21 protein-coding genes are annotated in these 20,727 nt (G+C 45.5%); 9 read left to right on the top strand and 12 right to left on the bottom strand.

Annotation, left to right across the window (positions count from 1 at the left end; genetic code table 11):
• Positions 1 to 185: 185 nt before the first annotated feature.
• Both V6C93_RS09310 and V6C93_RS09305 read right to left on the bottom strand, forming a co-directional pair.
• Positions 186 to 629 (bottom strand): hypothetical protein, encoded by a 444-nt coding sequence (locus tag V6C93_RS09310; protein WP_333476377.1) that lies wholly within the window; start codon positions 627 to 629, stop codon positions 186 to 188.
• A 656-nt stretch (positions 630 to 1,285) separates the two neighbouring features.
• On the bottom strand, positions 1,286 to 2,827 hold the full coding sequence (locus V6C93_RS09305) for a site-2 protease family protein (protein WP_333476376.1): 1,542 nt from the start codon (positions 2,825 to 2,827) through the stop codon (positions 1,286 to 1,288).
• A 69-nt stretch (positions 2,828 to 2,896) separates the two neighbouring features.
• Here V6C93_RS09305 and V6C93_RS09300 point away from each other — a divergent pair, with 69 nt between their 5' ends.
• Entirely contained in the window at positions 2,897 to 3,055 is a 159-nt protein-coding gene (locus V6C93_RS09300) for a hypothetical protein (RefSeq protein WP_333476375.1), read from the top strand.
• 48 nt (positions 3,056 to 3,103) lie between these two features.
• Here the strand turns inward: V6C93_RS09300 and murQ are convergent, their stop codons facing one another.
• The 6 genes from murQ to V6C93_RS09270 all read right to left on the bottom strand — a co-directional run bounded on the left by murQ (position 3,104) and on the right by V6C93_RS09270 (position 8,300).
• Positions 3,104 to 4,036 (bottom strand): N-acetylmuramic acid 6-phosphate etherase, encoded by a 933-nt coding sequence (gene murQ, locus V6C93_RS09295; protein ID WP_333476374.1) that lies wholly within the window; start codon positions 4,034 to 4,036, stop codon positions 3,104 to 3,106.
• A 128-nt stretch (positions 4,037 to 4,164) separates the two neighbouring features.
• A complete protein-coding gene (locus V6C93_RS09290; RefSeq protein WP_333476373.1) occupies positions 4,165 to 4,539 on the bottom strand; it encodes a DUF3110 domain-containing protein in 375 nt (124 codons plus the stop codon).
• 114 nt (positions 4,540 to 4,653) lie between these two features.
• Positions 4,654 to 5,358, bottom strand: coding sequence for a M15 family metallopeptidase (locus V6C93_RS09285; RefSeq protein ID WP_333476372.1), 705 nt, complete (start codon positions 5,356 to 5,358; stop codon positions 4,654 to 4,656).
• A 173-nt stretch (positions 5,359 to 5,531) separates the two neighbouring features.
• On the bottom strand, positions 5,532 to 5,804 hold the full coding sequence (locus V6C93_RS09280; RefSeq protein WP_333476371.1) for a hypothetical protein: 273 nt from the start codon (positions 5,802 to 5,804) through the stop codon (positions 5,532 to 5,534).
• Between the two features lie 418 nt (positions 5,805 to 6,222).
• Complete coding sequence (locus V6C93_RS09275) at positions 6,223 to 6,588, bottom strand: response regulator transcription factor (RefSeq protein WP_333476370.1); 366 nt, start codon at positions 6,586 to 6,588, stop codon at positions 6,223 to 6,225.
• Between the two features lie 146 nt (positions 6,589 to 6,734).
• Positions 6,735 to 8,300 (bottom strand): SagB/ThcOx family dehydrogenase, encoded by a 1,566-nt coding sequence (locus V6C93_RS09270; protein ID WP_333476369.1) that lies wholly within the window; start codon positions 8,298 to 8,300, stop codon positions 6,735 to 6,737.
• 415 nt (positions 8,301 to 8,715) lie between these two features.
• Between V6C93_RS09270 and V6C93_RS09265 the strand changes: the two genes are divergently transcribed.
• The 3 genes from V6C93_RS09265 to V6C93_RS09255 all read left to right on the top strand — a co-directional run bounded on the left by V6C93_RS09265 (position 8,716) and on the right by V6C93_RS09255 (position 12,132).
• Positions 8,716 to 9,264 (top strand): pentapeptide repeat-containing protein, encoded by a 549-nt coding sequence (locus V6C93_RS09265; protein WP_333476368.1) that lies wholly within the window; start codon positions 8,716 to 8,718, stop codon positions 9,262 to 9,264.
• An 81-nt stretch (positions 9,265 to 9,345) separates the two neighbouring features.
• Positions 9,346 to 9,846 (top strand): SgcJ/EcaC family oxidoreductase, encoded by a 501-nt coding sequence (locus tag V6C93_RS09260; RefSeq protein ID WP_333476367.1) that lies wholly within the window; start codon positions 9,346 to 9,348, stop codon positions 9,844 to 9,846.
• A gap of 333 nt (positions 9,847 to 10,179) precedes the next feature.
• Positions 10,180 to 12,132 carry an alpha-amylase family glycosyl hydrolase gene (locus V6C93_RS09255; RefSeq protein ID WP_333476366.1) on the top strand — a complete coding sequence of 651 codons (1,953 nt, stop codon included), beginning with the start codon at positions 10,180 to 10,182 and terminating at the stop codon, positions 12,130 to 12,132.
• A 184-nt stretch (positions 12,133 to 12,316) separates the two neighbouring features.
• Here the strand turns inward: V6C93_RS09255 and V6C93_RS09250 are convergent, their stop codons facing one another.
• The gene (locus V6C93_RS09250; RefSeq protein WP_333476365.1) at positions 12,317 to 13,426 is read right to left on the bottom strand and encodes a vWA domain-containing protein; all 1,110 of its coding nucleotides are present in this window, start codon (positions 13,424 to 13,426) and stop codon (positions 12,317 to 12,319) included.
• Between the two features lie 448 nt (positions 13,427 to 13,874).
• Between V6C93_RS09250 and V6C93_RS09245 the strand changes: the two genes are divergently transcribed.
• The 3 genes from V6C93_RS09245 to V6C93_RS09235 all read left to right on the top strand — a co-directional run bounded on the left by V6C93_RS09245 (position 13,875) and on the right by V6C93_RS09235 (position 16,276).
• A complete protein-coding gene (locus V6C93_RS09245; protein ID WP_333476364.1) occupies positions 13,875 to 14,612 on the top strand; it encodes a pentapeptide repeat-containing protein in 738 nt (245 codons plus the stop codon).
• A 662-nt stretch (positions 14,613 to 15,274) separates the two neighbouring features.
• On the top strand, positions 15,275 to 15,685 hold the full coding sequence (locus V6C93_RS09240; protein ID WP_333476363.1) for a DUF4112 domain-containing protein: 411 nt from the start codon (positions 15,275 to 15,277) through the stop codon (positions 15,683 to 15,685).
• Between the two features lie 339 nt (positions 15,686 to 16,024).
• Positions 16,025 to 16,276 (top strand): hypothetical protein, encoded by a 252-nt coding sequence (locus V6C93_RS09235; protein WP_333476362.1) that lies wholly within the window; start codon positions 16,025 to 16,027, stop codon positions 16,274 to 16,276.
• Between the two features lie 11 nt (positions 16,277 to 16,287).
• Here V6C93_RS09235 and V6C93_RS09230 read toward each other — a convergent pair whose 3' ends face one another.
• Together V6C93_RS09230 and V6C93_RS09225 are read right to left on the bottom strand one after the other, a co-directional pair.
• Positions 16,288 to 17,145 (bottom strand): M48 family metallopeptidase, encoded by an 858-nt coding sequence (locus V6C93_RS09230; protein ID WP_333476361.1) that lies wholly within the window; start codon positions 17,143 to 17,145, stop codon positions 16,288 to 16,290.
• A gap of 166 nt (positions 17,146 to 17,311) precedes the next feature.
• Positions 17,312 to 17,635, bottom strand: a complete 324-nt coding sequence (locus V6C93_RS09225; protein WP_333476360.1) for a (2Fe-2S) ferredoxin domain-containing protein — start codon at positions 17,633 to 17,635, stop codon at positions 17,312 to 17,314.
• Between the two features lie 159 nt (positions 17,636 to 17,794).
• Here V6C93_RS09225 and V6C93_RS09220 point away from each other — a divergent pair, with 159 nt between their 5' ends.
• Positions 17,795 to 18,112, top strand: coding sequence for a metalloregulator ArsR/SmtB family transcription factor (locus tag V6C93_RS09220; protein ID WP_333476359.1), 318 nt, complete (start codon positions 17,795 to 17,797; stop codon positions 18,110 to 18,112).
• A gap of 272 nt (positions 18,113 to 18,384) precedes the next feature.
• The gene (locus V6C93_RS09215) at positions 18,385 to 19,944 is read left to right on the top strand and encodes a PAS domain S-box protein (protein ID WP_333476358.1); all 1,560 of its coding nucleotides are present in this window, start codon (positions 18,385 to 18,387) and stop codon (positions 19,942 to 19,944) included.
• 9 nt (positions 19,945 to 19,953) lie between these two features.
• On the opposite strand, the gene V6C93_RS09210 is transcribed toward V6C93_RS09215, so the two are convergent.
• Positions 19,954 to 20,727, bottom strand: a complete 774-nt coding sequence (locus V6C93_RS09210; protein ID WP_333476357.1) for a MinD/ParA family protein — start codon at positions 20,725 to 20,727, stop codon at positions 19,954 to 19,956.

Raw genomic sequence — 20,727 nt, 5'->3', positions numbered from 1 at the left:
CCCAAAACCGGGTTAAATACCCCTTTTGTTAGTGGAGACAAGGCACAAGAAAGAAAAGACTTCAAGCAAAAAGGGGCTTATCAAGGCGGATTAGGTATGACTTAATAATTAAAAGCATAGAAAAACAGACTGAAAAGCCTGTCATGATTATGTCAATTAGATGCGTCGTCCTGAGCAAGGTCAGGTTATGAGCTAGGTGAAGGGATTTCGCGCTCCAGCTTAATAACCGAACCTGAGGCGTTCGTGCGATAAATCCAGCGCTGTTGCCCACTCATCACAGCAATTTGCCAACCAGGGACTGCCATTTGGGTACAAAAACCCCTAGAATCAGCAAGCCCGAGGCAATTATCGGACCAAGTTTGCGGTCTCACCTGAACAATGCGGAGACCAGAGGCGGGTAAACCCGACTGCTGTGAGGCATGATATATCACAGAATGACCAACGGTGGTTGAAAAGGTCGTTCTCGTTTCAACAGGGGGAAACCGTGTCTTAGTTGTCTCTGGCGGTGTCTGACCAACACAGAAGTACAAAATCCCTGTAAACGCCAATGCCTGGATGATCAGACGCGGCTGAATCACTTTTCTCTCGAATGTTGCTGTAGCATACCCTCTAGTATTTGTGTCTTCCATTGCAGTCCTCGCAAGTGGTGCTTGAGTCTCTTGAGCGTACTAATCCATAGATAAAAGGCACCCCAATGCTGAGTAGCTCCGGAAACCGAAAAAACCTCTTCCTGGCGAAGAAATAAAGAATGCACTTGCATTAATGCTTTGCCCCGGAGCATTGACTCGTTTCATTTTTTGAGCAGATGCTTTCCTAGCGCAACAGGATTCTCTGAGGAACTAGGCAAAAAAACGTTTCCGGCGAGGTAGGAAAATTGACTACCACGGCGCTTAATTGATGGCGCACTCCAAAGAGCGCTTACGCAAGTTCATAATTTTTGACAGAAGGCATAACCTTAGCCCTTGGACAGTGGGTTCTGCAATCAATCTGATTTTAGAGAACCTTGTCAATCCCTCTGTGTACTAATTTTCGTGCTTAGTAGATTTCATTTTAACCGCGAAAATACTGAATTGCCATGCACCTTGGGTAAGGAATGCATGACAATTGATTAAGATTAGACCTGTCTTGAAAGTCTACTTTCATCCTTGGTTGTGAGCGCAGCTCATGGAGGTCTCTTGCATAAATCCGAGAAACCCCTCCCCAACCCTCCCCGAAACTCCAGGGGGAGCAAGATTTCTTCCCCCGCATAGGGGGGATTGAGGAGCTGGGAAAAGGCAAAAGCCCCTCAACCCCCAATTCCCAGACGAACGGCCAAAGCCGGAGTGTAGGGGATCAGCGTTGCCACCATCAAAAACAGCGCTAACAATCCTAGAATGGCTCTCGTGTCATTGAGCTCGGTGAGTTCATTGAGCGTCGGACGCTCTAGACCGCGTTGCAGAAATAAAATCACGATCGCCCAGTACAAAACAATGGGATTGGCTGGATTCACCAACGCCACAATTCCCAAGACAACCAACGTGGCAATGGTAGTACGTCGAGCGGTTTTGCGTCCGTATATGGCTTGGACAACTCGCCCTCCATCCAGTTGCCCTGCTGGCATTAAATTCAATGCCGTCACCACCAAGCCTAGCCAACCGATAATCGTCAATGGGTGCACATCCACAAGATTTCCTTGTAAGGAAGAGCCCAGGAAAACTCGTGCCAGCGATCCCACCAAGATCGAACCCTGGAAAAACTGAACGGGGACTTGGAAAGCACTGCCCTCATGGGAGAGAGCCAATCCTACAATAAGCATGAGTAAGGCAACGATCCCACCGACGGCTGGCCCAGCAAAGGAAATGTCAAACAAGGCCGCCCGGTTGGGTATTAAAGACTCAAAGCGAGTAATGGCACCAAAGGAACCGATTTGCCAACTGGGAATGAAAAAAGGTAAACTGAGCCGCACCTTGTGACGGATGGCTTGCCACCAGTGGCCTAGTTCGTGAGCCGCGAAAACAGTCCAAATTCCCAGCGCGAAGGGAAAGGCTTCCTGAAAGCGCTCTGGGCTTTTGAACAGATCAAAGTTAAGCAATAACCCAGACGCTTCCAAGGTTGTGGCAAGGGTTGCAATGAGGAGGACAACAGCCAGAATTTGCTGAGGGAGTGTTGCAGGTTGGGGATCATTGCTGCTAGGAAGAACAATAATCACAGGTCTTCCTTCAGGGCTTTCGACTAAAAAGAGTCGGTAGCGATCGTCTAATCGTTCTTTGACACTGGTTGCTAAACGGGAATACACTTCCTCTGGATCTGTGCCCCGCATATTGCCTTTGAAGATTACTCCTTCCTGATAAGGAATCGTTTCCGTGGCAAAGAAGGTATCGATGCTAAAAATCCCTTGAAGGAGCTTGAGGTCATCCGCTGGAATGGGAACAACCTCAATAGCCGGATTTGTACCATTGTTAGGTGCACTTGGCTTCTCAGTAGGTACTGATTCTTGCTCCTGTGGCTTTTGAGAACTATTGAGCGCTTCGGCTTTGTCATTGAGCAGCTTCTTGGCTCGTTCCTGCAAGACCGTATCCTGACCCGCATCTCGTAAAAGCTTGCCTAAGTAGATGTACAGCCCAGCTGAAGCCACCAACAAAAAGAGGATACCCACGAAATTGAGGTAAATCCCAGCCGCAACTAAGCCGAAAAACAATAACCAGGGAGCTGTCAAGACCACCGACTGCAACCAAGCTAAAATTCCCAGTTTGCCGTAAGTTCGGGCACGGTTGAAGCCCCAACCCATGACGCCGAGCGCCACGAGAATGATTAATACCGTTGCAGTCGTCTCCGATCCAGTAAACATTTTAGGGTAGTTAGTCGTTTCTTATAGGTGATTGTGAAGAAGCATCGAGTGAAGGCTGAAGGATGAAGTATGAATGATAAAGTACTGGCATTAACCCACCTGCTAACTCTCATTTTCAATCGGGGTGTTAGCGTAGCGGAACGTAGTCCGGCACTTACCCCAAAAACATTTCATCCTACCGTTCGGGTTCTGCTGTGCAGTAGCTCCTTTACACTTCAGACTTCTTGAGTCAAAGAGTATTAGTACTCAAGAGCGCCGCATTGGGCAGAAAAAGTCTCAACTCTTCTCCTTACTATTGTTAGTCCAGCTTTGAACTGCGAGCCTGAGATCGCTGCGATGTTCAGCTAGGAGGCGATCGCTTTCTTCTTTGTCAAGTCCTGTCCAGTGCATCAAGAGCGCTAGTTTTACCTGGCGTCCACTGCGTTCTAATAAATAGCCTGCGTCTTCCCGGCTCAGGCTAGTGAGGTCTTGCAGAATTCGTAGCGCACGGTCATGAAGTTTTTTGTTGGTCACAGCAACATCCACCATCCGATTGCCGTAGACTTTGCCCAGCCGAACCATCACGCTGGTGGAGAGGATGTTCAAGGCCATCTTGGTAACGGTACCCGCTTTCAGTCGCGTCGAGCCAGCCAGAACTTCTGGACCGACCAACAGCCGAATATCCAAGTCAGCCTCCGTACTCACCTGCTCGGTTGGAACACAGGCGATTAAAATTGTTGTTGCTCCTCGCTGTCGAGCCGCTTGGAGAGCACCATGAACGAAGGGTGTGGTGCCACCTGCCGTGATGCCGACGACAACATCAAGTTCCGTAACATGACGATGGGCGATCGCTTCTGCCCCATCTTCGCATCGATCTTCCAAATCCTCCGAACTCCGCACTAGGGCTCCCGCGCCCCCGGCAATGATTCCCTGAACTAGTTCAGGAGGTGTACAAAAGGTAGGGGGACACTCCGCCGCATCCAGTACCCCTAAACGCCCACTCGTTCCTGCTCCCACGTAGAATAGCCGTCCCCCCCGACTCAGGGCAAGAGCTGTGAGGTCAATGGCTTGTGCTAGCTGAGTTCGTGCCGCCGCGATCGCACTGAGTGTTTTGGCATCCTCGCGATTAAATAGATCCACCAATTCCAGGGATGTCAACTGGTCAAGGTTCTGACTGTCAGGATTAATCTGCTCGGTCAGCAGATGACCCCGCTCCTCCAAATTATTCATGCTTTTAGTGTTTGGTCATCGGTCATTGGTCAGAGGGTTGAAAGGTTGGAAGGTTGAAGGTTGAAGGTTGAAGGTTGGAAATTTTTACCGACTCACTTGCTCGCCCTATTCCCTTATTCCCTGGATATTTACAATAGTCCTTCCAGCTGACGACGAATACGGTCTAGATCTGAAATTTCCGATTCTTTGGGTTTATCGGCATTCGCTTGCCAGTCGGGTTGTTCCACATTAGCCTCTGGCGGAATTTCTAACCGTCCGGGTTCAATCAGCTCCCAGTCATAATCATTAGCGCGGCAAAACTCCTCGATCTCATCGGCACCGATCGCTTCTACGGTAGCTTCTGGGAAGTCCTGTGCTTCCAGCAACAGCCCAAAACGGGTGGCATCATCTTCTGATTCAAACATCAGTACCTTGTTGCGATCGCCAATCCGAATCGTGTGAATTCCCTCGTTTTCTGTTCGGGCATTAAATAGAAGAACAAATACTCGCTGGGGTGCAACCATAAGTCGTTGTTTGTTTTTAGAGGTACGCGCTGAACAAAACCTTCTTTACCTACATTATCTGACTTATGACTCCTGACTCGTACAGACGTTCCATCCGAACGTCTCGACTGGCTCCTACCTACTCAGAACGCGACCATAACGTGCACTAACAGTAACCGTCGGCTGATCTTGATTGCACAACCACGCCCACATCTGATCTCCCAAGGAGAAATGCCACCACTCGCCAGGATGACGGCGGAAGCCAGCCGCATACATTACATCTCGTAATAGTTGCCGATGCTCATGATAGGGTTTTTCTGAATGATTGGCGTAGTAGTCGGGATGAGAACGGGGTGAGAGTTCGTCAATCGCTGAGCCCATGTCAATCGTCTGACCTATGGCATCTACGAGGGTCAGATCGATGGCTGCACCGGTACTGTGAGGCGGCGGTGTCATGGGATTAGGGCTGGGTACTGCCCAAATTTGATAAACTTTTTGCCAAATGGTGTCGCGCTGAGCGTCTGATAAGTAATCTGGGTCTAATTGTTGGGCTTGAACGACCTCCGCAAAGGTGCGATCGACCATAAATTGTTGAACAGCTACGGGTCGATAGGCATCAAAAATCTGAATGCGCCAACCGGGATGCCGCCGTTGGAGTTCAACTTGTGCGGTAATTAAGGCAGCGATCACACTCTCGCGCAGATGATAGGGTGAAGCGTCCCCATAAGGCGCTCCCAATTTCTCGTAGGGATGAGGTGATTCTACGGCAAACTCTTCTAAGGGAATCGGTACGAGTGGCTCTCCACACTCTAAAATAGGTATTTTCTGATAAGGTTTCATGGCTGTTTCTGAGCAGTTTGGACAACCAGTAGGTGTTTTTCAGGACTGAGCCAAATTTAGCAATTGAAACCAGAGAGTGTAGCAGGAAGCTCAAGCAATGAACAAAGGACAATGAAAACCCTGATTGATAAAGCCATAAATTGTAAGCACCACCTGCAAAAACAGACAACCTGTCAAGCTTGCCGATATCCCCGTACTTTCAAGACTGACTGGCGTGCAGACTTTTGCGCTGACACCACCAGTACCCATCGAAAAGGCAAAGAGGAGACAGCCGTTGCCGTTGGAGTACTGATTCTTCCTTGTGCTGCACGCTTCTGAAGTTTTCTTCTGAGGGTTTTTCCCGGTTCGCAGTAGATTCGGTAGTTTTTTAGTTCAGGACATTCCGAAAGGTTTTTAAAGGTTTCGAGCGCAGCAGCAACAAAAGCGTTCCTAAGTTCATCATTCATTTTATATGCGTCCCATTAACTTATACCCTATACCTTTAAGCATCTCGGTTCCTGGCACTAATTTGCATAAAGCCGTTTTGAGGATTGGGGAAAAATGGATGAAACTTTGGTGAAGGCAAGTGAAGCACTAAGTCGTTCAAAAGTCAACTCAAAGCTCGAAATGGAAAACCCAACTTTAGCAATCATTCTGACTACTGTCGCTCAAAGATCAGGGGAATGTTTCGCCGAATCCTTTGGCTGAGTCAGTACTTTTACTTAGAGCCGTTTACCTTCCGATTCAAGACAATCCATCATGGCAAAATTGCCACCACTGATAAAAATTCTTCTCCCCCAGCACCCCCTGCTATTTTTCTAGGAGGTTTGTGTAGGGTCAGAATCTTATCGTGACCTATTTGGGTATTGATGCAAGTGAAAGCTCCTAGCTTCGCAGAAGCTGCTTAACGGTACCGACTAACTCTTGCGGGTGAAAAGGCTTAGAGATATAAGCATCAGCACCTTGCTTGATACCCCAGTAGCGGTCAAATTCTTCTTTCTTCGCCGAACACATCACCACAGCCAAGTCTTGAGTTTTCGAGTTGGATTTGAGGCGGCGACAGACTTCATACCCATTCATCCGGGGCATGATGATGTCTAGAACCACCAGATCAGGAGAAGATGATTGAATTTGCTCTAGCGCTTCGACACCGTCACCTGCCACAATGACGCTCAGCCCGTTCCCTTTAAGAAGTGCTGAGATCATCTCTCTTTGGGAGAGACTATCTTCTACCACCAGGACTGTACTCATAATTAAATACCTAGCTACTTGGCTTCTTTCAAATATTAATAAGAAATGTTGAGAAGAGGCTCTAAATTAACTTATCTTTTCTTGACTTTAACAGGACTTACATCGCAACTCTACCTCTCTGTGTGTCGAGCAGCACTCTACAACGACTAAACCCTTCTAGGGCGTCCAAGAGTGGTGATATAGATCACCGCTTCATCTGTTGGGATGCCCAACACTTCATTTACTTGGTCATCAAAGAAGCCACCGATCCCACTGACTCCTAAACCCAAGTAAATGGCGGCTAAATTCATACGTTGTCCCAAATGACCCGCATCCATGTGGAGATAACGGTAAGCGCGATCGCCTTTGGTGTTCACAGCTTTCTTCAAGTCAGACGTATGGAATACCACAGCTCCCGCATCTCGACCCAACTCTTGCCCTAGACACAAGTAGTGCAACTCCCGGCGGAAGTTCTTAAATCGAATCTGCCGCAATTCTTGAGCTTTGGGCGCGTAATAGTAGCAGCCTTCCTCTAGATTCGTCACTCCGGATACGGCTATAAAGGTTTCAATCAAACTTAGATCGAAATAATCGGGCGAACCGTCCAGTCCCTGGTCAATGTAGTGCTGGGGTTGGTAAGTAAAATCTAGTATGGCTTTGAGTTCATCCAGCGTCAGATTAGCACCATTATAAGCACGGGTGGAGCGCCGTTTAAGAATTGTGTTTTCCAGCACTTGCAGGGGAAATCCTTGGGTACTGTCTTCTGTCCAATTAATGGGCCTTGTAGCGATTGAGACTTTGGTACAGAACGGAAAGTTATATTTATCTTCTTGTTGTAACTCAGCCTCTTTGGCTTGGCATCGCTCAGCCTCCACGTCCCAATTCCGCATCTGATCGATTTGGGTAGCACGATGCAAATAGCTGAGTAGTTTGCCATCGGGAATTTCTGGATAGCTCAGGATAGTGGTAGAGGGCAATGTGGTTGGGGCAGGCGGTAATTGTTGCCGAAAATTGAGCTGATCCGCGATGGGAATAACTGCGATCGCAGCTTCATTGTCTGAGTCCAGGTAAAGCAGATCGTTCACCATCTCATCCGAAAATCCGCCGATGAGGTGCGGTCGGTAGTCGGTGAAGGCTGAAGCTAGCTCAATATTGCCCAGGATATGACCTGTGTCCAGAAAAATCCGCCGATAAGCCCGGTCTTCATAGCGCCACACGGAGCGATAAAAGACCGCTGTAATGACAATAGCTATATCCGTACTGGCTAAGGCAGGATGCCAGTAACATGCGTCTTGTAGAACCGACCAAACCTCGCTCTCCCAAAAGTGAACCAGAGAATGGGTACGGCACTGGTAGTTATAAAGCCCCGTGGGTAAAGCGGGTGTCCCTCGACAGACTAAATACACTTCAGCCGGGTATAATCCACCCGCCGAGGGAGCGGAGCGGAGATACATGGGTGGCCCCATCAAGGTTGGCATTCTCGCTGTCAAGCCATAGCTGCAAAATAGCAGCTGTGATACCCGCCACAACGTTCTATCGGGCTCATCGGTCAATCCCGTAGGATGTTCTTTGAGGTAGGGCTTTAGGTCTATGTTCGCGCCAACTTTATACTCTTTGTAAGGTAGGGGCTGATTCTCCCAATCGAGAACCTTGCTTTTTGCCGCGATCGTCTCTGGATAATATTTAGTGCGCTCGTGATAGTGCTGGGCAATTGATAATTGCTTTTCTGACATAGTTGTTTAATAGGCTGTTGCTTCGCTGTTCATCATTGAAATCATCACGTCACCCGACTTTCCACACTCATCCGAGCAGAACCTACCAAAAGACGATGCTCAAGGCGATTTTAACCTTGCCATATTTGAAGCCAAAGTACTCTGTTTCTATAAGGTTAATCCAACGTCTAGATATCCATTTACGCATGGCTGAAAACGTTTAGAAAAATACTCATAAAGCTAAATTATTGTCAATAAAAATCTAAATTATTTACGTAATTCTTTACAAATCTTAAGAAATCCTTATGACAAATGTGTCTTTCGCTACAGTAGCTTACCTTATTAAAGTGGAGAAAGCTTAGTAAGTATAAATACTTACTGATATTGGGGAGTACAGTTTCTCCGTCGGAGAGAGACATCCAAACCAAAAGCACAGATGAAGAAGATCCCTACAGCAGACTTACTCGCTCAATATGCGAGTGGGAGACGAGACTTTCGCAAAGTAGATATCAGTAACGCTGACCTATTTGAAGCTGATTTACCGGGCATCGATTTGAGGGGTAGCAATCTTCAAAAGACTTACCTGCCCTATGCTAATCTGAGCCAATCCGACTTGCAGCAAGCCCAACTTCAAGCAGCTCAGTTGAGCGATGCCCAGTTGTTTCAGGCCAATCTAGAGAATGCAGATCTTCAGGAAGCCTATTTGTTCAGAGCCAGTCTGCGCCGTGCCAATTTGCGGGGTGCGAATCTGTCTCATGCTAATCTGCAAGGAGCCGACTTGGCTAACGCTGATCTGAGTTATGCCAATTTGAGTAATGCTGATTTGAGTGGGGCAAATCTGAGTCATGCGAACCTTCACAAAGCTCAGTTGAGTGGCAGTAACTTATTTCGTAGCCAGAATGCTGACCTCTGTGAGGCTTACCTGGACAGCTCAACAATTTATCCCGATGGACACCGACCCAATCTTCTATCTGGAGAGGAGTAGCCAATACAGAAGGCTAGAAGACCGAAAAGTCTAAGCTATGGCAAAAATCGCAAAAAAAACCAATTCTCTGTCAATGGGGTGATGTATTCTTGGGTAGTTTTTGTTATTTTTGGATTAGTCTGCATTTGGCTCACAGGTACCGCAACAAACCTACCTCCAGCTCACGCTAGCTTGCCGAACCGTTCAATAACTATGCACTTACCAGAGACACAATCTGTAGACCCAGAAATCCAACAACTCGTAGCAAGACAGGCTAAGGCTTGGGAGACTGCTGATTCTAATAAAGTCATTGCCGATTTTGCGGACAACTGTTTGTTTGTTGTACCGGGCTCCAAGTTCAAGAGCAAACAAGAGATTAAAGAAGCGGCAGATAGTTACTTTGGCAATTTCACAGATATTCAAGTGACGATAAAACGGATTATTTGGAAGGGCAGCGAGGGAGCTATTGAGTGGGCTTGGAGCGAAAAGGATAGAGAAACAGGTAAAGAATCTCAGGCTGAAGATGCCATAATATTTGAGCTGGAGGGGAGCCAGATAAAATACTGGCGAGAATATATTGATAAAGAGTCAAATCAAGGATGAACGATGAAATTAGCCCACCTCTGTACTAAAGAGCCTTCTCTTTGTGGGCTGCTATAATTTCATACAAGGTTCAGTTATATCTCTATCCAAAGATAGATTTAATGTATTTCTTTACAAGCTAGATAGTCTTCTATTACTGTTTTTCGCTAACTTAAGCCTAGAAATGCTTTTAGACCAAGAAAAGACCAAACTTAAAGAACTATCTGTACAAAGAAGAGGGCATTTTGTAGAATGCTAAATCAAACCTGTCGGAGGAACCTTTATTACTAAAGGTTCTGCGCCAACTTGGACAGAGTTGGAAGAAGTTCTACAAGCATTTAAATAACTATTCTTATGGTATCCACTCCTCCCCCTCAAGCCTCATCATCTCAGTATGAAATGTCAGAGGCAAAAGTTGAAGCAGAAATCGATGCGCTCGTTGCTGAAACTCCCACTGAAAGCGAGATAGATTTAGAGTTTCTATATACCAGAGATATTGAGTTTCGCCAGGAAAGTATTTACTTCATCGTTGTTGATCGCTTCTTTGATGGCGACTCCGAAAATAGCGAAGGTCCAAATCCAGAGCTTTACGACCCAGAGGGAAAGGATTGGGGCAAATACTGGGGTGGAGATATACAAGGAATTATCGACAAACTGGACTATTTGAAAAACCTGGGAGTTACAGCGATCTGGCTTACTCCTTTGTTTGAGCAAGTTGAAGACTTATTTATTAATAGCGCCGCTATTCACGGCTACTGGACTAAGGACTTTAAACGGCTCAATCCTCGTTTTATTCACAAAGATGATGACCCATCTCTGAATAAAACTCAAGAAACCAGAAATACGGTTTTTGACCGATTGATTGATGAGTTACACAAACGGAATATGAAGATGATTCTGGATATTGTGTGTAACCACAGCAGCCCTGATTTTAGTGGAAAGAAGGGATTACTCTACGATGATGGGAAGCTAATTGCAGATTTTAATGACGATGAAAATCACTGGTATCACCATTATGGTGAAGTAACAAACTGGGAAGATGAATGGCAGGTACAAAACTGTGAATTGTCAGGTCTTGCCACCTTTAACGAAAATAATATTGAATATCGAAACTACATTAAATCAGCGATTAAGCAATGGCTAGACCGGGGTGTAGATGCCTTACGGGTTGATACGGTTAAGCATATGCCCATTTGGTTCTGGCAAGAATTTATCGCAGATATTCAAAACCATAGACCCGATGTGTTTATTTTTGGAGAGTGGATTTATAGCAGCCCTCTGAATGACCGTTCCGTTGAATTTGCCAATGAATCTGGAATGTCAATTCTAGACTTTGGCCTAGCAACAGCAATTCGAGAGGCGTTAGGGGTAGCTGCTGAAGGAGGATTTCACTTAATTCAAGAAGTCTTTGACCAAGATCATCGCTACTACAGTGCAACGGAGTTGATTACGTTTATCGATAATCACGATATGCACCGATTTCAAACGTTAAATTCTGACCCAGATATTTTGCGTTTGGCGGTTATTCTGATTATGACCTCTCGTGGTATCCCCTGTATCTACTACGGCACAGAACAGTATCTCCACAACGACACCAATGGAGATACGAACCCTTATGGAAATAACGATCCCTACAACCGTCCAATGATGGACAAATGGGATACTGATAGCCAACTTTATCGAGATATTCGCTTGCTTTCCGGCTTGCGGCGACTCAATCCGGCTGTATCGATGGGGAGCCAATGGCAAAAATATCTAACTCCTGATGTCTACTGTTATGTGCGGCGTTATCGAGATTCGCTGCTATTTGTAGCAATGAATCGTGGGGAGGCGATCACACTTGACGAGGTGGAAACAGAGTTACCAGAAGGAGAGCATACTGACGTTTTATCTCGACGGAAATTTGAAGTCAAAGAGGGGAAGTTGCTTGACTTCCAATTAGATTCAAAGGAAGTCATTGTCATCAGTCACGTCGGGGAGCGAATTAAGGCGCAAACGATTGTGCGAGCGCAACTGAATGGTGTCCAAACGCAGCCGGGTGAAAGGATTGTCGTAATCGGAGATTGTCCAGAATTAGGGAATTGGGATATTGCCAAGGCTTATCCTCTGGAATACATCAATACCAACACTTGGTTTGGGGAAATTCCCTTTAATGAAAGTGCAGGAAAACCGATCACTTACAAATATGCGCTGTTGCGCGAAGGCACGTCTCCTTTGCGGGAAAATTTGGTGGCTCGTCGCTGGGTGGTTGCCAGTGAAGGAACCGTGAAATGGCGGGATAAATGGGCATCTGGACGCGAGTCCTGAAATGTGAGATTTTAGATTTTGGATGAATCTGGACGGGCTAGGGGTGTTTAAACCCCTGGCTGGTTATTCTAACCATCAGTGGTGGGCAGAACACTTTAGCTAGAACGAAGGCTTTACGTTGGTGATCGGTTTGACTCCAACAGGACGTGCAACTCTAGAGAGGTTGCAGTCGGTACTCCAGGAACTACTGAAGTTTAAATCCTTTAGCGGCTAATTGCTTGCGGAGACTTTGAATAATTACGGAATCAAGAGTATTTTTGGCTCTATTGCCAGTAACTTGGCGCTGTTTTTCTACATATTCGCTACGTTTTTGATATAAGTCACGGATAGTTTTTTGAATTATCTCTCTTTCAGCTTTCTTTGCCACTACATAGTCTTGCTTTTGAGCTAAACTCATATTCCGCATAGCTTCCGGCAAAGCATCATCTGATAATTCCTCAAGGGTAACTCTTTTTGCATCTAGAGCATCGATCAAATCCCAAGAAGCATTATTATAATAGGCAGAAGCTTTGGAGTTACCGCGTGCAGCCAAATTTATACCAGAGTTACTATCTTCAATAGTCTGACGTTGTCGTCCAACGTCCCCTTCTGCACCATAGGGAATATAAGTTTGATTGAGCTTAGCATTCCAACTAGCAATTTGCTCATCGTAAGGGGACTTAACAAATTCAATTTTTTCGTCTTGGTTAATATTGAAGTGACTACCTTGAGCTAAATTAGCTCCTGAAGCCCAAAGTTGTCGCTCCTCACTTTCCGCTGAACCACAATAGATAGTATTAACCAGAGTATCTCCCTTAACCGCAAGATTTACAGCTTCACTCCAAAGTATCGGACCTTGATCGAATGGTTCATTACCCGCAATAAAAATAACGCGAAAATCTTCCTGCTCTTTACTCCAGTTTAATTCTTTCATCGCTGAGCGAATGGCCCAACCCGCATATTCTTGACCGCCATTAGTTCGGATACTAAATAGCTTTTCCGAAACTAAATCTAATTCAGGAGTAAATCCAGTTAAAAGTTTAACAAAACCTTCCTCCGAGGGTAAACCATCGTTACCATAATGGTATAAAGCAACTTCTAAGTTTGGTACTTCACCATCTTTCGTTACTTTAGTTAAAGAATTAACAATTTGCCAAAGTTGAGTACGAGTTTGGTCAATCAGTCCATCCATGCTATTACTAGAATCTAAAAGGATGGCCATCTGGATTTTAGCTTTAGCAAAAGCTTTGGTGGGAAAACTAAGGATGCTCAAGGTTAGGGCTGTAGCGAATAAAATTCGAGTGAGTTTCTGCATGGGATTTTTGATTGCCGTATAAAATTGTATTTTCTGCTAATCTAATATTGTTCCAGATATCGAAAGCCAGAGCAAAAAGCTGTCCTTAGAACAACTCGAAATCCTTAGCTGAGATACGCTTGAGTTTTCAACCGTTGACGAGCTGAAAATTTACCTGGATAAATTTACTCAAGCCTAACTTGGAGCAACTCGCGTTTCCCCTTGATGCAGAGTGCCCAAAAACGTTAAACACATGCGATCGCGAGGAACAAGCAAATTGAATACTGATTAGCTTACGCTAACAATCATCGAAATTGCAGGTTCCGAGAGCAGTGAAGATATACCCAATCTCTACTGAGTCGGAGCAGGAACTCATCCGGGTGCAGGATTACCTAGGGTGATCAGTTCAGGCAAGATTGTGGCACAGATAATTGGGATCTAATATTGAGGCGGTTTAAGGACAGTGGTGATGAACGAGCTAGATCATTGCTATAGAGTACTGGGATTAGAGCCAGGAGCATCTCTCGACGAGGTGAACCAGGCGTATAAAGATTTGGCATTTATTTGGCACCCCGATCGCGTCCCCAGCGATAATTCTCGGTTGCGGGAAAAAGCAGCGGAAAAACTCAAGGAGATTAATCACGCTCGCGATCTGTTGCGCCTGTCTCGACGGAAGAGTCAATCTAAAAGGGCACAAACGGAGCGCTCTCCTTCTCCTCCTCCGCCACGCTCTCAACCCAAGCCACCCCAACCCCAAGAGCGATACACCCAAAGAGAAACCACTTCGCGATCGCGATCGCAAAATTACCAGTCGCAAAATTACCAACAGACTCGCAAGTCAAATCCCGATCTCAGTGGAGCTGACTTTCGAGGAGCCGACTTAAAAGAAAAAGATTTGTCAGGAAGAAACTTGAGTAACGCTAACTTGAGTAATGCCAATCTGAGCGATAGCTTTTTGCATAAGGTTAATCTTCAGGGAGCGAACCTAGAACGGGCAAATCTGTTTAGAGCTAATCTCTTGGAAGCCAACCTCAGTCAAGCCAATTTACGGGAAGCTAACTTGATTGGAGCCGATTTGAGTGGTGCTGATTTGAGCGGCGCTGACTTGAGGGGAGCTAAAGTCGGGACAGGCGATCGACTTTTGGTTAAACTAACAGGAACAAACTTAACTGGGGTAATCTTACCCGATGGCAGGATTTATCAATGAGCTCTTCTCCTCAATACAGCCATCCCGCCTTGGGTCAAATTGAGCCAAAACGGGTTGGGTGTCTTATTTTAGTTGTTATAGATGACATTCTACGTCTACTACCTCAGAGCGCTCTGCTGGGAACTTGAGTCCCCGTTGGTAGGAGCAAAGTGGAGGGAGCGATAAAAACTCCACACCGTTAATGTCAGTTAGCCTATATACACTGTCTGTACATCTGACATCGCTCTGCTTCGACGTACAGCTATGGGTCACAGCGGTAACACTCCCATCCAGTGCGTTTCTTTTCGTCTCTAAAATTAGCAACAATTCACTGAATTGTTTCTCACTCTTACGGCAGAATCTGATTCATTCTTTAGAGAGAACAGGTAAAAAATATAGCAATTTTACTAATATTTAAAAATACTTATTATATCAAAGCATCAAAGTCATAAAAATAAAACAAATATAAAAAATACAGGATGCGAATCCAGAATTCAGGCATGACAGGCAGGTATTGACGCCTGAGTTCTATATTTTTATCTAAGATTTAAGGTTCATCTACCTAACTATGATGTTGTTTCTGTCCTTCATACTTCCTACTGTACACTTCACTCTTCATACTTCAGCTCAATTCATTCTCAGGATAGAAAACTTGAAAGATTTACTATGCCAATATTAATTCTATGAATACTATCGAACGTCTTGCTACTCTCAATCGTATCCGCAGGCTCAGTCGCTTGATGGATACAGCTATTGGTATTCCTGGCACCAAATTTCGCATTGGTTTAGACCCAATTATGGGTCTGATTCCGGGTGCAGGGGATTTAATTAGTACCGCCTTCTCCGCTTACATTATCTATCTGGCAACTCGCTTTGGTCTTCCCAAGGAAGACCTGGGGAAAATGATATTTAATATTGGTCTAGAAGCCGTGGTTGGTGCAGTACCTCTGATTGGTGACTTGTTCGACGCTTACTATAAGTCAAATATTCGTAACTTAGCGATTTTAGAACAACATCTACAGGCCACTCAACCAGAAATTGAAGAGCTTGATTCGGCTCTCCATGACCCTAAAGAGGCAGTTCTACCTAGATAGATATCTAGAGGCTTCTTGTCAATGAACCTTGGTATAAAGGCTTGCAAGCTTATCCCTTTATCCCTACTCCTTGAGTAGGGATAAGTATACAGTTTTCGTCCTCTTACAGGCTGCTCAATTAAAACACAAGAAAGAGGTTTTAACAATTGCTTAAAGGTAGGATTAAATCATAAACGTCTCAGGCTATATACTTATAAATTTTCCAGTTTTTGTAAAATCTGGTTTCAACAATGTCCATAATTTTTTTAAAATATTGATGCTACAAGGAAATTTAAAGCCTGACGATAAGATAAGAAGTAACATTTAATTATCTAATTAATTAAATTTAAATTAAACCATTTGATATCATCAGTTATTAACCCGAATAATTATCTATCAAATCCTGTTGGAAAACTTTCCGCTAAGCTTCAAGATGAAATTGGGCAGATTGAAGTTCGAGAAAAGGAACTAAACGCTAAAGAAGACACCATCCAAGCTGAGCATACTAAGATTCATCACGCCGAACAAGAACTTCAAGCTGAACACACCAAGCTTGAGCGGCAACGTAGCGAGCTTGAATATAGGCTTCAAGGGGTCAAGAATGAAGTTTAAAGGCGAATCTATCAACGAGCGGGTAAGCTAGCCTTGACATTTCGTGCAAAGTCCTCGCGCCCCTGTTCTAGATTGGCAGGAACACCATTGGGAAAGTTCTCAGCAATCAGAGCCTTGAGGCGTTGAAATCGATTACCAGGGTCGGGGTGGGTACTTAAAAACTCTGGTTGTTGCCCACCCTGTCTGGCAGACGCGAGGATTTGCATGAGTTCCACGATCCCTTGTGGGTTATAACGGGCTTGTGTCATAAATCGAAAACCGAGGCGATCGCTTTCCAATTCATCCTCACGCCCATACCGTAAGCTAACCATTTGATTGACCGCCTGCGCCACGATCGCAGCTTGCCTCGCCCTGTCTGCATTATCACTGGCTGCAATGCCGACTGCATTAACCAACGCCGACCCTAGTTGCTGCTTAGCCAGATGTTCCGCACCATGTCGCCCCACAACGTGCCCGACTTCGTGCCCCAACACTCCTGCTAGTTGTGCTTCTGAGTTGAGGCGCTTGAGCAAAGCCGATGTAATAAAAACCTGTCCTCCTGGTAAGGCGAACGCATTGATGGTTTTGGGGTCGCTGAGCAAATGAAATTGAAAAGGATAGGGTGCTTTAGAGGCATCCGACTGCTTGACAACCCGCTCTCCTACCTGATCGATATAGGCTTGGAGCCTGGAATCTGGGTAAAGACCACCGTATTGAGCCGCCATCTTCTCTCGCGCCTGTACACCGAGTGCAACTTCCTGGCGAGGTGAGAGTTGTATTCGTTGCTTTTCCCCAGTAACCGGGTTTACATCAACCTGACTAAAGTAGGTAATCACTCCAAACAGCGCAAATAAAACCCCAATCCCCACACGAATAAGTAGTCTCCGCACTGGTTCTCTCCCAAATTGTTCGCGAGCACATCACCATGTCCAGTACCAACCTTACCTCAATTGAAAGAATACTTTTTCCGCTATTTGCGCTGGAGCTGGAATCCAACGACAAAAAGTGTTTGGTTCAAACTGTGCGGGGTGTCGGATATATGTTGTGCGAGTTCACTCAATAGCTAAAACGCATATGAATGCGGGTGTTCAGCTTCGCTTCTACGGGTTTGCCCCCTTGGAGATGCTGTTCCACAATGACGGGTACATCACTGGGTTGAACTCGCCAGTACCACGTCTCTTCCGGAACAATCCGTACCGTAGGTCCAGAGGTACACTGTCCCTGGCAACCCGTACCCATAACTGTAAAGTCTGTTAAGTCAGCCGATTCAAAGGCTGCTAGTACTGCCTCTGAATTATTTGCCAAACAAGACCGATGCTGGCAAACTAAGACACAACGCTCTTTTGGCTTTGAACCGTTTTTTTGGGTACCGATTTCCACTGTTGGTTTGGTTAAGTACTAGGAATTCCGACAAATTCCATCTTAACGACTCGGTAATGGGCTTCAGGGATTAGCAGGCAGTTGAAAGGCTTACAGCGTGTTGAATTTCAGCTCGAATTGCACTTGGTTAGAATTAAAAAGTCGTTTCAATAAAGTTTGATGGGAAAAGCCTCCGTTATCGCTTCAGATACACTCGTTGCTTGCTTTCACGCCTTGTCTGACCCTCTAAGGATTCAAGTGATAGAGTTGTTGCGATCGCAAGAATTGTGCGTCTGCGAATTGTGCGATCGCATGGGGGTGACTCAGTCCAAGCTATCATTTCATTTAAAGAACTTGAAGGAAGCCGATCTAGTGCGATCGCGCCAAGAAGGTCGCTGGATTTACTACAGCCTCAATTTGTCCCAGTTTTTGCTACTCGAGCAGTACCTTGCCGAATTCCGCCGCTTCAGCCCCATTATTCCGGCTCGACCCTGCTAAGGCATTCTCCTCAGCCGTCAGCTCACCTGGAAATAGCTTGAAGGTGACGCTTCTCTTCTAGCTTCGCTAAAGCAGGTTAAAAGTTGAAGGAGCTTTTCGTTTCTTTGTGGTGAGCGACAGCGTATAGGAGCCTCACCTAGAAATGTGGTGAGCGACAGCGTATAGGGGTCTCACCTGGAAATAGCTCTGGTAACAGTTGAACTCTGAGTCACTACTGACTCAATATATAGAGGACTACAACCCGACGGGTAGGTTTCTATCAAATCGCTGAGATGGCAAACGTATCACTAACTTTCACAGTACCAGAACAAGAGCTAAAACTCTTAGAGGACTATTGCCATCAGACTAGTCGTACCAAAACTGATGTCATTCGCGAATATCTTGGCTCCATACATCAGCAATCAAAGGAAAAGCTGCTTTCAGAGATAGCCAGTTTGCGCCAGCAATTGGCAGAAGTCAAGCAAGAAAAAGCTGACTTGGAAGTTTTACTGGAAACAACGGTTGACCATTCTAGTTCCATTGAAGCAGAATTGCAAGATGAAGCAGAAGAAGCACGGCGTGAGAGCGAAGAGCAATTTCGAGCGATTGCTGAAGCCACCCCAGTTCCTGTATTAATCTCCCGTGTATCTGATGCGACAATCCTTTATGCCAATGCGGCTAGCAGTGTAACATTTGGTTTTCCCATCGAAGAGTTGCTGGGTCGCCCCAGCCTAGAGTTGTACTATGATGCATCTGAGCGCCAAAAGTTGCTGGATATACTCTTCAGAGACGGGTCTGTACAAAACTACCAACTCCGTAGTAAAAAAGCCGATGGCACGCCATTTTGGGTAACAGTATCTCTGCGTTCATTAAGATTTAATGGCGAATCCACTATCCTTTGTGCTTTCAACGATATCACAGACCGCAAGCAAGCAGAAGAAGCTCTCCAGCAAGCCAAGGAACAACTCGAAGCGGTCTTGAATGCTGTACCGGGTCCGATTTCTTGGATGGATGCTGAGGGATTATACCTGGGCGTCAATCACCACCTGGCTGAGAGCTTGAGTCTACCCCCAGAAGCGATTATTGGCAAAGAAGTGGGCTTTTTTAATGGCAACTCACCCTTTGCTCAGTTTATGCATGATTTTTTAGCCTCTTCCGAAACGGAAGCTTCTCATGAACTTGAAGTGAAAGGCAAAGATGCTGTGCAATATTACCTGATCGCAGCTCAGAAGTATCAGCAAGGCAGTGCGACTGTAACCGTAGGAATTGATATTACCGAGCGCAAACGAGCAGAGGAAGCGCTACGAATTGCGGAAGAAAATTATCGCAGTATCTTTGAAAATGCCCTAGAGGGAATCTTCCAGTCTACGCCGGATGGATATTTCATCAGGGTTAATCCGGCTATGGCACGCATTTATGGTTACTCCTCTGCGGCGGAGATGATCACCACGGTAAAGCAGATTACTACTCAGGTTTATGTCGATCCAGTGGGTCGGGAGGAGTTCAAACACCGATTAGAAGAACAGGGTGAAGTCAAGGGTTGGGAATATCAAGTGTATCGGAAAGATGGCAGTATCATCTGGGTTGAGGAGAATACACGGGCCGTCCGCGATAGTAGTGGAACATTACTTTACTACGAAGGCATTATCGAAGACGTTACTCAACGCAAGCAACGAGAAGAAGCTCTACAACAGCAGGTTAAAGAACTAAGAATTGAGATTGACAAAACTAAGCAATCTCAAAAAGTGGCGGCAATTGTGGAAAGCGATTCCTTCCAAAACTTGAAAGAAAAGCTCAAAAGAATGAAGAAATCAAGAGAAGAAAGAGAGAAACAATCCTTGAAGAAGATGTGAATTATTTATTCAGACTTTGATATGTGAAATAATCTTGTTGAATTCTTGGGTTAACTGATGATCGGGGTAACGCAAGCAAAATATACCTTGGCTTTCCAAACGCATCATGTCATTGGATAAGGGCAGTATCCCAGCCACGGTTTTCTGATAAGTCTCCTCCACCTTTTGCCGTAGCGCATTCAAATCGAATTCTGGCAATACCTTGTTGACTACCAGCACCATCTTAGGTACTTCCAAGTTTTCTGCTACCTCTAAAACTACAGCCGTACCCAGGTAGTCTTGTTGATCGGGGCGCAGAATCAGGACTAGGGTATTGGAGATACCGACAGCGAGCAGGGTTTCTTCGTTGATACCGGGGTGAGTATCAATAAACAGATAGTCCAAATCCAGCAGGTCGCCCAACTCGTAGAATCCTTCTTGGAGCAGCTCTACATCATAGCCATCACTTAGGACTCTAGCAATATCTTCGCTCTTCATGCTGGAAGGAATCAAATAGATGCTGCCACTCTTCTCAGGTTGTTTCGCTGACGATTCCTTCAGAACTTGGCTAACATCATAAGCCGTGCTTTTTACATCAGTGCGACCCCAAAGATAGTCATTTAGGGTTTTTGAGATTTTTGTATCATCCAACCCGAAGAGGATATTAATCCCAGGAGATTGGATATCAGTATCAACAATGCAAACCCTCTTACCCAAAAGTGCCATGCTGACAGCTAAGTTAGCTGTCAAGTTAGATTTACCGGTTCCCCCTCGGTAGGAGTGAATAGATACAATTTGTGTCAT

It is taken from the genome of Allocoleopsis sp. (assembly GCF_036703385.1).
GTDB lineage: Bacteria > Cyanobacteriota > Cyanobacteriia > Cyanobacteriales > Coleofasciculaceae > Allocoleopsis.
Note: the sequence above shows the minus strand (reverse complement) of the source record. Positions and strands in the feature narration are given on the sequence as shown.

What these genes read in the sequence shown, in the direction of transcription:
- V6C93_RS09310 (WP_333476377.1), bottom strand. Translation starts at nt 629, where the DNA reads ATGGAAGACACAAATACTAGAGGGTATGCTACAGCAACATTCGAGAGA.
- V6C93_RS09305 (WP_333476376.1), bottom strand. Translation starts at nt 2,827, where the DNA reads ATGTTTACTGGATCGGAGACGACTGCAACGGTATTAATCATTCTCGTG.
- V6C93_RS09300 (WP_333476375.1), top strand. Translation starts at nt 2,897, where the DNA reads ATGAATGATAAAGTACTGGCATTAACCCACCTGCTAACTCTCATTTTC.
- murQ (WP_333476374.1), bottom strand. Translation starts at nt 4,036, where the DNA reads ATGAATAATTTGGAGGAGCGGGGTCATCTGCTGACCGAGCAGATTAAT.
- V6C93_RS09290 (WP_333476373.1), bottom strand. Translation starts at nt 4,539, where the DNA reads ATGGTTGCACCCCAGCGAGTATTTGTTCTTCTATTTAATGCCCGAACA.
- V6C93_RS09285 (WP_333476372.1), bottom strand. Translation starts at nt 5,358, where the DNA reads ATGAAACCTTATCAGAAAATACCTATTTTAGAGTGTGGAGAGCCACTC.
- V6C93_RS09280 (WP_333476371.1), bottom strand. Translation starts at nt 5,804, where the DNA reads ATGAATGATGAACTTAGGAACGCTTTTGTTGCTGCTGCGCTCGAAACC.
- V6C93_RS09275 (WP_333476370.1), bottom strand. Translation starts at nt 6,588, where the DNA reads ATGAGTACAGTCCTGGTGGTAGAAGATAGTCTCTCCCAAAGAGAGATG.
- V6C93_RS09270 (WP_333476369.1), bottom strand. Translation starts at nt 8,300, where the DNA reads ATGTCAGAAAAGCAATTATCAATTGCCCAGCACTATCACGAGCGCACT.
- V6C93_RS09265 (WP_333476368.1), top strand. Translation starts at nt 8,716, where the DNA reads ATGAAGAAGATCCCTACAGCAGACTTACTCGCTCAATATGCGAGTGGG.
- V6C93_RS09260 (WP_333476367.1), top strand. Translation starts at nt 9,346, where the DNA reads ATGTATTCTTGGGTAGTTTTTGTTATTTTTGGATTAGTCTGCATTTGG.
- V6C93_RS09255 (WP_333476366.1), top strand. Translation starts at nt 10,180, where the DNA reads ATGGTATCCACTCCTCCCCCTCAAGCCTCATCATCTCAGTATGAAATG.
- V6C93_RS09250 (WP_333476365.1), bottom strand. Translation starts at nt 13,426, where the DNA reads ATGCAGAAACTCACTCGAATTTTATTCGCTACAGCCCTAACCTTGAGC.
- V6C93_RS09245 (WP_333476364.1), top strand. Translation starts at nt 13,875, where the DNA reads ATGAACGAGCTAGATCATTGCTATAGAGTACTGGGATTAGAGCCAGGA.
- V6C93_RS09240 (WP_333476363.1), top strand. Translation starts at nt 15,275, where the DNA reads ATGAATACTATCGAACGTCTTGCTACTCTCAATCGTATCCGCAGGCTC.
- V6C93_RS09220 (WP_333476359.1), top strand. Translation starts at nt 17,795, where the DNA reads ATGGGAAAAGCCTCCGTTATCGCTTCAGATACACTCGTTGCTTGCTTT.
- V6C93_RS09215 (WP_333476358.1), top strand. Translation starts at nt 18,385, where the DNA reads ATGGCAAACGTATCACTAACTTTCACAGTACCAGAACAAGAGCTAAAA.
- V6C93_RS09210 (WP_333476357.1), bottom strand. Translation starts at nt 20,727, where the DNA reads ATGACACAAATTGTATCTATTCACTCCTACCGAGGGGGAACCGGTAAA.